The sequence below is a fragment of the Paenarthrobacter sp. 10L420 genome (assembly GCF_056395385.1).
On sequence record NZ_JBFTJK010000001.1, the window covers coordinates 800,633 to 815,284 of the forward strand.

Annotated in this window: 12 protein-coding genes; 9 read left to right on the top strand and 3 right to left on the bottom strand. The window is 61.2% G+C overall.

All coding sequences use genetic code 11. The features are described 5' to 3' along the window. Positions 1–43 precede the first annotated feature (43 nt). On the top strand, positions 44–1,273 hold the full coding sequence (locus tag AC1DD5_RS03880) for a cysteine desulfurase family protein (RefSeq protein ID WP_477518272.1): 1,230 nt from the start codon (positions 44–46) through the stop codon (positions 1,271–1,273). A gap of 8 nt (positions 1,274–1,281) precedes the next feature. On the opposite strand, the gene AC1DD5_RS03885 is transcribed toward AC1DD5_RS03880, so the two are convergent. Then, positions 1,282–2,535 carry an NAD(P)/FAD-dependent oxidoreductase gene (locus AC1DD5_RS03885; RefSeq protein WP_477518273.1) on the bottom strand — a complete coding sequence of 418 codons (1,254 nt, stop codon included), beginning with the start codon at positions 2,533–2,535 and terminating at the stop codon, positions 1,282–1,284. A 196-nt stretch (positions 2,536–2,731) separates the two neighbouring features. Here AC1DD5_RS03885 and mnmA point away from each other — a divergent pair, with 196 nt between their 5' ends. Both mnmA and AC1DD5_RS03895 read left to right on the top strand, forming a co-directional pair. Beyond that, on the top strand, positions 2,732–3,853 hold the full coding sequence (mnmA, locus tag AC1DD5_RS03890; RefSeq protein ID WP_477518363.1) for a tRNA 2-thiouridine(34) synthase MnmA: 1,122 nt from the start codon (positions 2,732–2,734) through the stop codon (positions 3,851–3,853). 95 nt (positions 3,854–3,948) lie between these two features. Beyond that, on the top strand, positions 3,949–5,580 hold the full coding sequence (locus tag AC1DD5_RS03895) for a gluzincin family metallopeptidase (protein ID WP_477518274.1): 1,632 nt from the start codon (positions 3,949–3,951) through the stop codon (positions 5,578–5,580). Positions 5,581–5,636: 56 nt separating this feature from the next. Here AC1DD5_RS03895 and AC1DD5_RS03900 read toward each other — a convergent pair whose 3' ends face one another. Next, positions 5,637–6,464, bottom strand: a complete 828-nt coding sequence (locus tag AC1DD5_RS03900) for a caspase family protein (RefSeq protein WP_477518275.1) — start codon at positions 6,462–6,464, stop codon at positions 5,637–5,639. A 319-nt stretch (positions 6,465–6,783) separates the two neighbouring features. On the opposite strand from AC1DD5_RS03900, the gene AC1DD5_RS03905 reads away from it, so the two are divergent. The 4 genes from AC1DD5_RS03905 (at position 6,784) to AC1DD5_RS03920 (ending at position 12,328) form a co-directional block, all read left to right on the top strand. Next, on the top strand, positions 6,784–8,412 hold the full coding sequence (locus AC1DD5_RS03905) for an ABC transporter substrate-binding protein (RefSeq protein WP_442003759.1): 1,629 nt from the start codon (positions 6,784–6,786) through the stop codon (positions 8,410–8,412). A gap of 126 nt (positions 8,413–8,538) precedes the next feature. Next, the gene (locus tag AC1DD5_RS03910; RefSeq protein ID WP_442017689.1) at positions 8,539–9,630 is read left to right on the top strand and encodes an ABC transporter permease; all 1,092 of its coding nucleotides are present in this window, start codon (positions 8,539–8,541) and stop codon (positions 9,628–9,630) included. A 2-nt stretch (positions 9,631–9,632) separates the two neighbouring features. Next, positions 9,633–10,625: an ABC transporter permease gene (locus AC1DD5_RS03915; protein ID WP_442017690.1), complete on the top strand. Its 993-nt coding sequence runs from the start codon at positions 9,633–9,635 to the stop codon at positions 10,623–10,625. Further along, positions 10,622–12,328: an ABC transporter ATP-binding protein gene (locus AC1DD5_RS03920; RefSeq protein WP_442017691.1), complete on the top strand. Its 1,707-nt coding sequence runs from the start codon at positions 10,622–10,624 to the stop codon at positions 12,326–12,328. The genes AC1DD5_RS03915 and AC1DD5_RS03920 overlap by 4 nt, the downstream gene beginning before the upstream one ends. A gap of 108 nt (positions 12,329–12,436) precedes the next feature. On the opposite strand, the gene AC1DD5_RS03925 is transcribed toward AC1DD5_RS03920, so the two are convergent. After that, complete coding sequence (locus AC1DD5_RS03925; RefSeq protein ID WP_442017692.1) at positions 12,437–13,093, bottom strand: NADPH-dependent F420 reductase; 657 nt, start codon at positions 13,091–13,093, stop codon at positions 12,437–12,439. A 129-nt stretch (positions 13,094–13,222) separates the two neighbouring features. Between AC1DD5_RS03925 and AC1DD5_RS03930 the strand changes: the two genes are divergently transcribed. Both AC1DD5_RS03930 and AC1DD5_RS03935 read left to right on the top strand, forming a co-directional pair. Then, the gene (locus AC1DD5_RS03930; RefSeq protein ID WP_442017693.1) at positions 13,223–13,612 is read left to right on the top strand and encodes a chorismate mutase; all 390 of its coding nucleotides are present in this window, start codon (positions 13,223–13,225) and stop codon (positions 13,610–13,612) included. Positions 13,613–13,616: 4 nt separating this feature from the next. Beyond that, positions 13,617–14,648, top strand: coding sequence for a uroporphyrinogen decarboxylase/cobalamine-independent methonine synthase family protein (locus tag AC1DD5_RS03935; RefSeq protein WP_442017694.1), 1,032 nt, complete (start codon positions 13,617–13,619; stop codon positions 14,646–14,648). The last annotated feature ends 4 nt before the right edge of the window (positions 14,649–14,652 follow it).

Genomic DNA, 14,652 nt, shown 5'->3' on the forward strand with positions numbered 1-14,652 from the left:
ACTGACGCCGTCGATGGAATTACGCCGCCGGTAGAATTACAACGTGCCTGTATACCTCGATCACGCCGCCACCACACCTATGTCGGCCCAAGCCCTTGCCGTCATGACGCGCGAGCTGGCGCGAACCGGCAACCCGTCCTCCCTCCATGGAGCCGGGCGTCGGGCAAGGCGCGCCGTTGAAGATGCACGCGAAACGCTGGCGGCGGCCGCTGGCGCCCACCCGTCCGAGGTAATTTTCACCTCGGGTGGGACTGAGGCCGACAACCTGGCGGTCAAGGGCCTTTTCTGGGCCCGCCATGACGAAAACCCACGCAGGATCCGAATCCTGTGTTCCGCCGTCGAACATCATGCGGTCATGGACACGGTGGAGTGGCTTGAGCGTCATGAGGGGGCCGAAGCCGTGTGGCTGCCTGTCGATGCAGACGGTGCGGTGCAGCTCGATGCCGTGCAGCGCGAACTGGAGCGCGACCCCGACTCCGTTGCGCTTGTCACGGTGATGTGGGCCAACAACGAAGTGGGCACCATCCAGCCCGTTGCAAAGATCGTCGAACTGGCCAGCCGATACGGCATTCCCGTGCACTCGGATGCTGTCCAGGCATTCGGTTCCGTTCCGGTCGACTTCCGCTCGTCCGGGCTCGCCGCGATGTCAGTGTCAGGGCATAAACTCGGCGGACCCGTCGGAGTCGGCGCGTTGTTCCTTGGGCGGGCGATCAAGTTGACTCCGGTTCAACACGGCGGCGGGCAGGAGCGCGATGTGCGCTCGGGAACATTGGATACGCCGGCCATTGCCGCCTTCGCGGCGGCTGCGGAGGCCGCTACGGCTAATCTGGCCACGGAGGCCGAGCGAATCAGCAGGCTGCGGGACCGACTCATTGCCGGGGTTCGGGAGGCCGTGCCGGACGCGGTGCTCCGTGGGGCACCCGGGGACGGTCGGCTGCCCGGCAACGCCCACTTTACTTTTCCCGGTTGCGAGGGAGATTCTCTGCTGTTCCTTCTGGACCTCGCAGGTGTTGAGTCATCTACGGGTTCGGCCTGTACGGCAGGGGTGCCCCGCCCCTCCCACGTCCTCCTGGCCATGGGGCTGGATGAAGATACTGCCCGTGGTGCCCAACGCTTCACCCTGGGGCACAGCTCAACAGATGCCGATGTTGATGCCCTGCTAAAGGCGCTTCCCGAAGCTTGTTCGCGGGCTCGCCAAGCAGGCATGGCCGGTCATGAATCCAGCATCCAGACAGCGGCAACGGTAGCGCGACGGGGCACGACGGAGTTTTAGCCAGGAAATCAGTCGCCAGGCAAAAGCTCCTCAAGGGGAACATCGGGATTTGTCAGGCGGGTTACGTCTACGGGCACCCGGCCAGAAATCAGCGACTTGATCGGCTTCTGCACGCGGCGCATATTCACGCTCATGCCGGCCACCACTTCGCCCTGCTCCTTCTGGCCATCGCGCAGCCAGAACGCGATGAAACTGCCGTCATCGAGCGAGCCGCGGATTACAGGCTCTACGCCGGAGGTCAGTGTGGGGAAACCCGAGTATTCCATGCTGAGCGTGAACTGGTCCGTATAGAAATAGGGGACAACGTCCAGGGCGGCATTTTGGTCCAGCATCGTCTTGGCGGCCACTTTGCCGCCGTTAAGTGCGTTTGCCCAGTGCTCACTGCGATGATGCTCTCCGGTGAAGGGATGCAGGGCGTTGGCAACGTCACCTGCTGCAAGGATGTCCGAGGCGCTTGAGCGAAGTGCGGAATCCACCACGACTCCGTTGTCCAGACGTAGCCCTGCTGTCTCAGCCAACGATGTGTCAGGCACTACCCCAACCGCAATGATGACGATATCTGCGGGCAGGACTTCGCCCGTGTTGGTTCGCACCGCGGAGGCCTGGCCCTCCTTCCCCTCGATGGCAGCAGCGCTCGCGGGCAGCCTGAAGCTCACGCCGTTCTCTTCGTGGAGTGCCCGGAAGTAGTTGCCCAGTTCGGGGCCGATGGCGGCACTGAGGGGGATTTCTTCCAAACCGAGCAGGACCACATCATTGCCGTAGCTGCGGGCAGCCGCGGCCAGCTCCATGCCGATCCATCCGGAACCCACCATGACAACACGCTTGCCGCCGTCCCTGAGCAGGGATTGCAGGCGCAGGCTGTCCTCAAAGGTCCTGAAAGTCATCACGCCCTCCAACTCGGCGCCGGGCAGCGGAATCTGCCGCGGTTGCGCTCCGGTGGCTATCAGCAGTTTGGCGTAGTCAAGGGTTCGGTCATCCTGAAGGGTTACGGTCCGGTTCCCCGCATCGATGCCCACTGCGGGGTTGCCCAACAGGAGTTCGACGTCGTTTTCTTCGTACCAGCCGGCCGGCATCACCGGGACGCTATCTTCGTCGGCCTTGCCCAGAAGGAACTCCTTGGACAGAGGTGGCCGAAGGTAAGGGATCCGTTCCTCGGATGCCAGGAGGGTGATGGGTCCAGTAAAGCCTTCTGAGCGAAGGGTTTTTGCTGTGGTTGCACCGGCCAGCCCGCCGCCGGCGATGACCATCCGTTCGTGTGTCATTTCAGCCCACCTTTGTGTTGGCATATTCTAAAACAACTTACTTTGACTTTAGATTTGGTCCTATGGCCAGTCAAGGGATTTAGCGCGGGCATTGGTGCGGGAGCTAGAATAGTTGGGCGTGCCGGCTCGCCTCAGCCGGAATCAATATCTAAAACTCCCTAAAACACAGAAAGCCAGCATGCGAGTACTTGCAGCAATGAGCGGCGGAGTCGACTCCGCCGTGGCAGCCGCCCGCGCCGTCGAGGCCGGACACGACGTCGTCGGAGTCCACCTTGCGTTGTCGCGCATGCCTGGCACCCTTCGCACCGGAAGCCGGGGCTGCTGCACCATTGAAGACTCCCGTGATGCGTGGCGGGCCTGCGACGTCCTGGGGATTCCTTACTACGTGTGGGACTTCTCCGAACGCTTCAAGGAAGATGTCGTTCAGGACTTCATTGACGAATATGCTGCCGGGCGTACGCCGAACCCGTGCATGCGTTGCAATGAGCGCATTAAGTTTGCTGCCTTGCTGGAAAAGGCCATTGCCCTGGGCTTTGACGCTGTCTGCACCGGGCACTACGCCAAGGTAATCGAAGATGCGGACGGCAACCGCGAACTGCATCGTGCGGCCGACTGGGCCAAGGACCAAAGCTATGTCCTGGGCGTCCTGACTCATGAGCAGCTCAAGCACTCCATGTTCCCGCTGGCGGACACCCCCTCCAAGGCCGAAGTAAGGGCCGAGGCCGAAAGGCGTGGTTTGTCGGTGGCGAACAAGCCGGATAGCCACGATATTTGCTTCATCTCCGACGGAGATACGCGTGGCTGGCTGGCCGAGAAAATCGAAATGACAACTGGCGACATCGTGGACGAAACTGGCACGAAGGTAGGCGAGCACCCGGGTGCCAACGCCTTCACCGTGGGCCAGCGCCGGGGACTGAAGCTGGGCACCCCGGCCTCCGATGGCAAGCCCCGGTTCGTCCTGGAAATCCGGCCTAAGGAAAACAAGGTTGTTGTGGGGCCGGAAGCGCTCCTTGCCATCGATGAAATCCGTGGAATCAAGGTGTCCTGGGCTGGTTTGCCCATCTCCGAGGTTGGGACCGGTGCGGAATTCGAGTGCCATGCCCAGGTGCGTGCCCATGGTGACCCTGTGCCGGCCCGTGCACACATTGAGCCGGTTGCCGATGACGAGGGTGTTGAGCGGGCCGAACTGGTGGTCACCCTGACCGAACCGCTGCGGGGAGTGGCACCTGGCCAGACCGTGGTGCTGTATCAGGGCACCCGGGTACTGGGACAGGCAACCATCGACGCCGCTCGTTCCCTGCAGAGGGCAATTCTCTAGCCGTTACCGCATTATTGCCTCCGGGTTTGAGGGCCCCCATACTGGCCTAAGCAGCGCACCGCTGCGGTATGTTGGGGTCCGCACCCGGGATGGCGATGACTGTGGCATTTCCAAAGAAGAGCCCTGGAGACATCAAAGCCGGGCAGATGGTCTCCGTGATGGTCCTTGCGGAGGGGCCGATAGGCAGCGGCGGGGCCCCACCGCTGACGGCCCAAGTGCGGATACCCGTAGAGCGGCTCCGGCGTGGTCCCACTGGACACCGGTATGCGATCCACATCCGAAAGTGGCGCGGAACCAATGTCTCGCCAGTTACCCTGACGCGCCAAGGCGACCCCTGGCAACTGGTTTCAGAACCTCCCCCCACGGACCTTCGCGAACTCCTGGACGATACCCGTTTCCTTGCCCAGCACGTCTACGGCGTGGCCATGAGCACCTTGGATATCTTCGAATCCACGCTCGGCCGGCGGATGCCCTGGAACCCGGAGGGGCGGGTGGTCCTGAAGGCACGGGATCGTGTGACAGCCATTGATACCGGATATGAGCGCGGTACCAACACCATCCGCTTCGGTTCAGTGGACCGCATGGGCTACAAAGTACCCACTGCGCTGTACAGGGACATCGTTGCCCATGAAGTCACCCATGCGATCCTTGACGGCTTCCGGCCAGCATGGGCAGACCAGCTGGCCACCATGGAGCAACTTGCCATGCACGAGGCACTGGCAGACCTGGTGGCCATACTGTCGGTTTTTTCTTCCCGTGAGGTGGTCTTCCGGGAACTTGAAGCTGCAGGGGAAGGCTTTGAGGCAGGGCAGATCGTGGACGACGCGATCCTGATCAGGTCCCTCTTTGACTTTGCGAGGGACCTTTTCGCCCGTGGTCCCTTGAGGGAACCATTTGTTGGCGCCGTTCCTGAGGGCTGGCAAACCATGCTGGACCCGCACGCCCGCGGGGCTGTGGTGGTTGGGGCAGTACTCCGCGCCGTCCAGCGGTTGTGGTCGGAAAGAAATGCCCGTTTTGGAGACAACCAAAGCCTGCAGCAGAAAGCTGAATCCGGTTCAATTGTGGCCACGAGGGTCCTGCGCATGGTGATCAGGGGCCTTTCCTACATGCCACCCGTGGACGTTACCTGGCGGGACCTCTTGCGTGGCATCATTGCCGCGGATCTGGACATGGTCCCGGAAGACACCTACGGGTATCGGGATGCCCTCCAAACGGAATTCTCGGCCATTGGGATCCGCCGGGTGTCGCTGAACAACATCAGCGGGGTGGATAACTACCAAGGGCTTCGCTATCCGATCCGGCTTTCGGCACTGGGGTCCGATCCCCAGGAAGTCCAACGCTTCGTGTGGGAAAACCCGAGGCTCCTGGACGCGGCCCGGCTGGAGCGGCGTACTCCTCTGAGCTCCACCAGGGTGCGTACGTCCGAACGCGTATCACCGGACGGCTTCATCATCTCCGAAATCGGGGCATCATTCATTCAAACGGTGCGGATGAGCCGTAAGGAGGCCTACGTCCGCCTTGGCCTGAAGACGCGGCGGGAATTCGTGGACGTCCGTGGGGGAGGAGTCCTCAGATTCGACGCCGGTGGGCGGCTTGTGTATGCCGCCCTCAAACCGGTGATGGACCGGGAGCGGCAAGGAATGCTGTTTGGTTCCGATCAACAGCACGACGCCGAGGAAGCCGCGTCTTCCGGTGTCAGGGACAAGTTCCACGGCACGGGGGAATAGGGGCGCAGAATAAGGACGCGGGAACAGCTAGTGCCCTGAGGTGACCCGAGCGAAAGTTAGCTGCCCCACGCAGCCTTGCGTGCCGCCGTCGTGCCTTCCAATTGGGCGACTTGATCAAAACCGCCGCCTTTGAGCCCTTTGCTCACCAGCTTCAGTACTTCCGCCCGCCCTGCTTTGCCGTTGCCCTGCAGGGTCTTCACAAAGTGATAGGTGAAGGCTCCGTTGTAGCGGCCCTCGATCAGGGCGTCCGCAGCCGTCTGATCCGATCGGCAGGCTGCCATCAGCACGGGCTTGGATAACTTTGCTGATTTCACAAGGTCGCGAAGGGTGCGGGAGTCACTGGACTCGTTTGCGACCACAGCCCGAGGCGTTGGTGCAGGCAGGAAACGCGGGCGTCGGCCCGGCAAGAGGTCCAGGGACTTCAGTCCAGTGCCACTGTGGCAAGTGTCCAGGACGACATCCATGAGGACGCCCTCCGGCAGCCGCCCGAAGAGCGTTGCCAACTCGTCGTCACTGATCACCGTCTCCGGGTCCCATGAGTCGCCGGCATTGTTGATGTCGTAGCAGGCGAAGGCCTCGTCCAGCCGATCCATCTCATCGCCGCTGGTATCAGGTATCTGCGTGCCATGGCTGGAGAAGGTGAAGACGATGTGGTCGGACTTTCCGTCCACCGCGCTATCGACCAACTTGTTGAGTTCAGCCATCACGGACTTTTTGTTGGCCTTGGCATCTCTCAGGACCTTGATGCTGGAGGAGGCGAACCCATACTGCGCCTCAAGGAGGGCGGCCAGGTCTTCAGCGTCATTAACACAACCGTGAAGCCAGCTCGATTCGGGTAAATACTTGAACTTGTTGATCCCCACACAGAGGGCTGCCTTGCTCATGTTCCTGTCCTTAGGACTGGTACTTGCACCCATTACCGCGGCGGCCCCCTGAACCGCCGCCTGGATGCTGTCCACGGCCGCATTCCGCCTGTCCGTGATCAGCGCTTATCAACTCGGAATAAAGATATTCCGGCGATCCTTCAGTGGCAATCCTTTGGCGTCCCCCGGAAAACCTACTCGTAGGTAAATATTGTGTCTCGAATCATAAAATCAAGGACCCGGCGGCGCTGAAGTCTGATTGAATCGTGGAATCAAGAGTGCGCCCCGTCACAAATATCCCACGGCGGTGCGCCTAATCCATCGAACAGAAGGTTCACAGATGGCACTGAAGAAGAAGGCCCTGCATGGCGTTATCGCGCTGGCGGGCGTTTCCGCCCTCGCTTTGACTGCATGCACGGGCCCCTCCGGCGGCGGTTCCTCGTCCGCCCCGGCTGCCGCCGGCCCGATCGCCTACGGCACCACAGATAAAGTCACGTCATTGGACCCGGCCGGATCCTATGACAATGGTTCGTTCATGGTGATGAACCAGATCTACTCGTTCCTGTTGAACTCCAAGCCAGGGGGTGCTGAACCGGTCCCGGACCTTGCGGAATCGTCCTCGTTCACGGCACCTTCGGAATACACGGTCAAACTCAAGTCGGGCCTGAAATGGGCCAATGGACACACGCTGGACTCCAAGGACGTCAAGTTCTCGTTCGACCGACAGGTTGCGATCAACGACCCCGCCGGGCCGGCGTCCCTGCTGACCAACATCGCGAGTGTCAGCACTCCTGATGCCACCACGGTGGTCTTCAAGCTGAAGAACGCAAATGACCAGACCTTCAGCCAGATTCTCAGCAGTCCTGCCGCGCCCATTGTTGACGACGAAGTCTTCCCTGCGGACAAGGTTCTTCCGGACGACGAGATCATCAAGGCAAAAGCTTTCTACGGCCAATACACGATCGATAGCTACAAGAAGAACGAACTTGTCAGCTTCAAGGCCTTCGGCGACTACAAGGGTGTCCTTGGCAAGCCAGCAAACGACGAAGCGACCATCAAGTACTACGCCAGCCCCACCAACCTCAAGTTGGACATCCAGCAGGGCAACATCGACGTCGCCTTCCGCAGCCTCAGTGCCACGGATGTCGATGACCTGCGCAAAGACTCCAAAGTCAAGGTGTTGACGGGCCCGGGCGGCGAGATCCGCTACATCACCTTCAACTTCGACACCATGCCTTTTGGCACCAAGGCAGCCGGCGCTGACACCGCCAAGGCGCTCGCCGTCCGGCAAGCCGTAGCCAACCTCGTGGACCGGCAAGCCATTGCTGACCAGGTCTACAAGGGCACCTACCTCCCGCTGTACTCCAACGTGCCCAGCGGATTCCTCGGCGCCAACGAATCGTTCAAGGATGCCTATGGAGATAACGGAAAGCCGAGCCTGGACAAGGCAAAGAAGGTGCTGGCGGACGCCGGAATTACCGAACCCGTTGCCTTGAACCTGCAGTACAACCCGGACCACTATGGGGGATCTTCAGGTGACGAGTACGCCATGATCAAGGAGCAGCTGGAGAAGTCCGGCCTCTTCAAGGTCAATCTGCAGTCTACGGAATGGGTTACTTACAGCAAGGCGAGCCGTGCTGACGAGTATCCCGTTTTCCAGTTTGGATGGTTCCCCGACTTCAGCGACGCCGACAACTACCTCACTCCGTTCTTCCCGGAGGGCGGCTTCCTGAAGAACCACTACAACAACCCCACTGTGAACGACTTGATCGCGAAGCAGCTGACCGAGGCTGACAAGACCAAGCGGGAAGCAGACATTAAAGATGTCCAGAACGCATTGGCCAAAGACATCTCAACCCTGCCCCTGCTGCAGGGCGCTCAAGTCGCGGTGGCCGGAAGTAGCGTGAACGGCGTCGATAAGACGCTGGACGCATCCTTCAAGTTCCGCCTCGGAACAGTTTCCAAGTAACCACACCACTGTGATGGAAAGGGGCGGGACACTGATCCGGTGTCCCGCCTCCTTTGCTGACCACCCTCGTGGCCGGCATGCATGAGCCAATCCCGCGCAATCCACGGGCAGGAAATACAGGTAACAATGACAACAGTTATAGAGGTACCCGAGGCGGAGCCCGGGATAGTAGCTCCCAGGAGCAAGTCCAAGGCCGGGGGAGGCCTTGGAAAGTACATCGTGATCCGGTTCTTCCTGATCATCCCCACCGTCTTCATTCTGGTGACGTTGGTCTTCTTCCTGATGAGGGTCATTGGAGACCCCATCACTGCTGCCCAGGGCGGACGCCTCCCACCGGATGTCCTGGCACAGCGAATCCACGATGCCGGCTATGACCGCCCGGTTCTGATCCAGTACTTCGAATACCTTGGCCAACTCATCACCGGCAACTTTGGCACGACGATCACCGACCGCCGACCCGTCGTGGAGGTACTCACCACCTTTGGGGCCGCAACACTTGAACTTTCGATCAACGCCCTGATCGTGGCGCTCGCAGTCGGCATCCCGTTCGGACTCATCGCAGCCCAACACCGCGACAAGAGCTCCGACGCCGTGCTTCGGTTCTTCGCGATTCTTTGCTACGCCACACCCGTGTTTTTCTCGGGCCTGCTTCTCAAGCTGACCTTTTCAGTGTGGCTCGGATGGTTCCCGGTAGCAGGACGCGCCTCCACACGCACGGAATTGAGCATGAGCAGCCTGGGAGCTCCATCAGGCATCTACTGGTTGGACGCGCTCCGCAGCGGCAACTTTGCTGCCCTTGGAGACGTTGCGTCCCACGCTGTCCTGCCAGCCGTAGCCCTGGGTTTGCTGACCGCCGGGGTTTTCCTGCGGCTGGTACGGACCAACGTCATTGGCACGCTGGGAAAGGACTACATTGAGGCTGGCCGGTCCCGGGGCGTCAGTGAGTTCCGGCTGGTTACCAAACACGCTTACAAACCGGCACTGATCCCCATCATCACTGTCATGGGCCTGCAAATTGCGCTCATGCTCGGCGGCGCCATCCTGACCGAGACAACCTTCGAGTGGAAGGGGCTGGGGTACCAGCTGGTGCAATACCTCAATGCCCGTGACTTTGTGGCTGTCCAAGGCATTGTCGTGCTGCTGGCCATCATCGTCGCCGTGACCAACTTCATCGTGGACATCATTGCCGCGCTCATCGATCCCCGAGTGAGGTACTGACCATGAGCACTCCTTCACTGACTGCTCCCAAGCAGCCCCTCTTCTCCCGGCTTCCGGTGGTGTCCCACCTCAGGAAAAGCGTTGGCCTCCAACGCGGCATGCTGGTCGTGGGCGTTGTCCTCAGTGGATTGTTCCTGCTGACAAGCATTTTCGCCCCGCTTCTGGCCCCCTACGGCTACTCCCAACTCAGCGATGCGTCCGGATCCTTCCCCACCCAAGAGGCGCCGGGTGGCAAGCACCTGCTTGGTACCACTGTGGGCGGCTATGACGTCCTGTCCCGCGTCCTGTGGGGATCCCAGACGGCCGTGACCGTCATCATCGTGTCCGTGGCAATGTCACTTTTCCTCGGCGTCGCCCTGGGCCTGCTCAGCGGCTACTTCGGCGGCTGGTTGGACAGGATCCTTGTAGTAGTGGCGGACGCCATCTATGCGTTCCCCACCCTGCTTTTGGCAATCGTCATCTCGATTGTGATCAGCCGTGGCCAGTCCAGTTTCTGGGGCGGTATTTTCTCTTGTGCCTTCTCCATCACCGTGGTGTTCGTGCCACAGTATTTCCGGGTCATCCGCGCTGAAACCATTCGGCTCAAGGCAGAGCCTTTCGTCGAGTCGGCCAAGGTCCTGGGTGCGTCCAGCCTCCGTATCATCGGACGGCACATCTTCAAAAACGCAACGCGCACCTTGCCCCTGATGTTCACCCTCAATGCCTCCGAGGCGATCCTTACGCTTGCCGGCCTTGGCTTCCTGGGTTTCGGCATCGAGCCAACGTCCGCTGCAGAATGGGGCTTTGACCTGAATAAGGCGCTGGCCGATACGTCCTCCGGTATCTGGTGGACCGGCGTCTTCCCTGGCATTGCAATCGTCCTGACGGTCCTGGGATTGACGCTGGTTGGCGAAAGCATCAACGACCTCAACGATCCCCGGATCCGTGGACGCAAGCGCGCAGGGACAACGAAATCCCCGGCAACTCCAACATCTTCAGAGGCAGGTAAGCCATGACCACCAACCTCGGAAACATTTCCGATGCCGGGGCCACCGGTGAACCGGTCCTCACCATTGACCGGCTCAAAGTCACCTTCGCCACAGACAGCGGGGATGTCTATGCGGTGAAGGATGTCAGCCTGGACGTCAAAGCCGGGGAAGTAGTGGCGATCGTGGGGGAGTCCGGCTCCGGGAAGACCGTGACGGCCAAGACCATCCTTGGCCTGCTTCCGGAAACTGCCATCAGCTCCGGCGCGGTGGTGATCAATGGCAACAACGTGATCAGCGTCAGCAAATCCGCACTACGAAAGATCCGTGGCCGCGACGTAGCCATGGTCTTCCAAGAGCCATCCACTGCTTTGAATCCCGTGTTCACCGTTGGCTGGCAGATTGCCGAGGGGATCCGTGCCCACGCCAAGGACGGCCACCGTGTGTCCTCCAAGGAGGCCAAGGAACGGGCCACGGAAGCGCTGCGAAAGGTGGGCATTCCGGACCCCGAGACCCGCGTCAACTACTACCCACACCAGTTTTCCGGCGGGCAGAAGCAGCGCGTGGTGATTGCCGCCGCGTTGGCTTTGAACCCGGGCCTGATTGTGGCCGATGAGCCAACGACTGCCCTGGACGTCACAGTGCAGGCGGAAATCCTGCAGCTACTCCGGGACTTGCGGGACAACTACGGCACATCCATCGTGTTGATCACCCACAACATGGGCGTCGTGGCCGACCTCGCAGACCGCGTGGTGGTCATGTACCAGGGCGACGTGGTGGAAGAAGCGCCCTCAAGGGTGCTGTTCGCGGAACCGAAGCAGGACTACACGAAAAAGCTCCTCGCCGCGGTCCCGCACCTGGGCCGGAACTCAGCCTCTGAAGGCGCCCGCGGTCGGTTGCATCAGGATGGCAAGGTCCTCGTCGAAGCGAAGAACCTCACCATTGAGTACCCGGGCCGGTTTGGCCGTCATGGCTTCAAAGCCGTGGACAACGTCAGCTTCACGGTCTCGGAGAACGAGGTTTTTGGCTTGGTGGGCGAGTCCGGTTCCGGAAAGTCCACCATTGGCCGGGCAATCGCAGGCCTGAACCGGACAACGGGCGGCAGCCTGAAAGTCCTCGGCTACGAGATGCTGGACTTCAAGGAGCGCACCTTCCGTCCGCTGCGGAAGGAGATCGGCTTTGTTTTCCAGGACCCGGCCGCTTCCTTCAACCCTCATCTCACCATCGGCGAGTGCGTGGCCGAGCCGCTGATTATCCACACGAAGCCCAGCGCGGCTGAGGCGCGGAAAAAGGTAGGCGAGCTGCTTGAGTCAGTCCAGTTGCCGGCGTCGTACGCGCAACGCTACCCGCACGAGCTGTCCGGTGGACAACGGCAGCGGGCCTCGCTTGCGAGATCCTTGGCGCTCAATCCGCGTCTGCTGATTGCCGACGAACCAACCTCTGCGCTGGACGTCTCAGTGCAGGCCAAGGTGCTGGACTTGTTCAAGGACATCCAGGAGCAGTTCGGCTTCGCGGCGCTCTTCATCAGCCACGACCTCGCAGTGGTGGACATGCTCTCGCACTGGGTTGGCGTGCTGTACAAGGGCCAGTTGGTGGAGCAGGGCATCGGGAACCATGTGATGGGCTCGCCCCAGCATGATTACACCAAACGGCTGATCGCCTCCTTGCCGGTTCCGGACCCTGATGAACAAGCACGACGCCGGGAGGCCCACCGGGCGCTGTTGGGCGGCTAGGTCCCAGAAACCCGGCGGCTGCGAAGTCCGTGAAGCTGCATCGAAGGTCCGTTCTCCACGCTGGGGAGCGGACCTTCGATGCCTCCATCGCGGACGGCGCTTCCTGACCTATTCCGAGACGATGGCGATGTTGAACATCTTTCCCTTTGGCTGCTGCATGAAGATCCTTAGCCACAAGGGCAGCCACATTTCCATGCCGCGGGCAGCATCAAGTCCACCAAGGTCCCTTATGTGCTCGGGTGCCCAACCAAACTCCTGCAGCAGGCCTGACACTGTGGATTTGGCATCCGCGTCGTTTCCGGCCATAAACATGTCATGTGGGCCCGGAAGGCGCCCTGGATCCACCATCACGGGGGCACTGACTGTGTTAAGGGATTTCACTACCCGCACCTCGGGGTAGGTCCGTTGAATGGTCTCGGCGATGCTGTCCGTGTTGCAGATAGTGAGAGATGGCGGGAAGCCGCTGGATCCATCAAGCGCATTTGCCACATCCAACAGGATTTTGCCGTTGATGTTGGCCTCGCCGGCTTCGGCGAGGACGGCCAGGCTGACCGTACCGGGTGTGGCGTTGATGATCAGCTCGGACTGGGCGCACGCTTCCGCGAAAGAGCCGGCATGGGCGCGTGGACCAGCCTGCTGCGCCCACTCCTCGCCCTTGGGATTGCCTGATTCACGGGAACCCATCATGACCTCGTGGCCCAGCAACACCAACTTGCCAGCGAGGGCGTGGCCCACCATTCCTGTTCCCAGAACAGCGATTTTCATGGAAGCTCCCTTGGTCGACGTGCAGTGATGCTGCCATTCTGCACCGATTTGCGCGACGGGAACACGGTTCTACCGGCGCCGGCAGGTAACACCCGCAACGCTACCGCCCCACACCATAGACTGGGGATCATGACCGAGCAGAACAATGCCCTCCCCGAAGACGACGATTCCTTCAACCCGTCAGCGAGTTCCCTCGCGGGCCAGGTGGATCGCGGCGTCATGGATGAGCTGCTCTCCATCCGGTCCAGCATCGACAACATTGATGCCACACTCGTTTTCCTGCTCGCGGAACGCTTCAAGGCCACCCAGAAAGTAGGGATCCTGAAGGCCACGCACAAGCTTCCCGCGGGCGACCCCGGACGGGAAGCAGCCCAGATCGCCCGGCTTCGCCGCCTGGCCGAGGACGCGCATCTTGACCCCGCATTTGCCGAGAAGTTCCTGAATTTCATCATCAGTGAAGTGATCCGCCATCACGAGGCCATCGCAGAGGATCACCAGATCTCCAGCCGGCAGGCCTGAAAGTATGTCGGGAGAAGTGCAGCGGGTCAGCGCTACGGCGCTGGGCCCATGGCCCGGGATTGACCCTGCCGAGTCCATGCGAATCATTCGGGGCGAATTGGGCGACCCCCACCTTCCGTTCCTGCCCGAACTGCCGGACCGTGGTGTCGGATCCGACGCCGTTGGACGTACAGCTTCGCTGCTGGTGGACTTGGCCGTGGACGTTCAACCCCACGGATGGAGATTGGTGGACCGGGGAGGAAAGGACGCCCAGCGGGCACGATCCGCGCTTGCCACCGACATCAACATCCTGGCCGACATCGCTGGAACAGAGGAAGTTTCAGCCACCGGGATCAAGATCCAGCTGATGGGTCCCATGAGCCTCGCAGCCGGTTTGTACCTCCACAACGGCGAGAGAGCCCTTCTCGATTTTGGGGCGCGCCGTGACATTGCAGAGTCACTGGCAGCTGGAGTCGCAGAACACTTTCAGCGGATCTTGGGAGCTGTCCCAGGAGCGGGCGTCGTGGTCCAGTTGGACGAGCCGGACATTGCCGCAGTTATGGGCGGAACCATCCCGACGGCGAGTGGTTACCGCACTCTGCGCTCCATCCCCGGTGAGGAAGTGGCGGGAGCCTGGCGGTTGGTGATCGACGCGCTCAGGGCAGCGGGAGCCGTCGAAATCGTGGTGTCCGTACCGGAGATCGAGGCACCAATCGATCGCATACTCGAAGCGGGCGCCGATGGCATTGCCGTGCCGCTGAAAGCCTTGACAACCCGCCAATGGGAGCACCTTGCCGGGGCAGTGGAAGATGGCAAACGTGTGTGGGCCGGTGCTATGCCCACAATGGGCGCTGATGCCATGCTCCCGCGGACTGCGGACGTCGTGGAAAGCATTTGGCGGCCTTGGAGCCAACTGGGCCTCCCGGCGTCGGCCTTGTCGGCATTGCGCTTAACGCCAGCAACGGGACTCGCGCATCTGAAGCCGTCCACAGCCAAGGAAGTGCTCACCCGGCTCACCCAAGTGGCGGACGGCCTGGACCAACTGGCGCAAGGCTGATCGG

What these genes read in the sequence shown, in the direction of transcription:
- AC1DD5_RS03885 (WP_477518273.1), bottom strand. Translation starts at nt 2,535, where the DNA reads ATGACACACGAACGGATGGTCATCGCCGGCGGCGGGCTGGCCGGTGCA.
- mnmA (WP_477518363.1), top strand. Translation starts at nt 2,732, where the DNA reads ATGAGCGGCGGAGTCGACTCCGCCGTGGCAGCCGCCCGCGCCGTCGAG.
- AC1DD5_RS03895 (WP_477518274.1), top strand. Translation starts at nt 3,949, where the DNA reads ATGACTGTGGCATTTCCAAAGAAGAGCCCTGGAGACATCAAAGCCGGG.
- AC1DD5_RS03900 (WP_477518275.1), bottom strand. Translation starts at nt 6,464, where the DNA reads ATGAGCAAGGCAGCCCTCTGTGTGGGGATCAACAAGTTCAAGTATTTA.
- AC1DD5_RS03905 (WP_442003759.1), top strand. Translation starts at nt 6,784, where the DNA reads ATGGCACTGAAGAAGAAGGCCCTGCATGGCGTTATCGCGCTGGCGGGC.
- AC1DD5_RS03910 (WP_442017689.1), top strand. Translation starts at nt 8,539, where the DNA reads ATGACAACAGTTATAGAGGTACCCGAGGCGGAGCCCGGGATAGTAGCT.
- AC1DD5_RS03915 (WP_442017690.1), top strand. Translation starts at nt 9,633, where the DNA reads ATGAGCACTCCTTCACTGACTGCTCCCAAGCAGCCCCTCTTCTCCCGG.
- AC1DD5_RS03920 (WP_442017691.1), top strand. Translation starts at nt 10,622, where the DNA reads ATGACCACCAACCTCGGAAACATTTCCGATGCCGGGGCCACCGGTGAA.
- AC1DD5_RS03925 (WP_442017692.1), bottom strand. Translation starts at nt 13,093, where the DNA reads ATGAAAATCGCTGTTCTGGGAACAGGAATGGTGGGCCACGCCCTCGCT.
- AC1DD5_RS03930 (WP_442017693.1), top strand. Translation starts at nt 13,223, where the DNA reads ATGACCGAGCAGAACAATGCCCTCCCCGAAGACGACGATTCCTTCAAC.
- AC1DD5_RS03935 (WP_442017694.1), top strand. Translation starts at nt 13,617, where the DNA reads ATGTCGGGAGAAGTGCAGCGGGTCAGCGCTACGGCGCTGGGCCCATGG.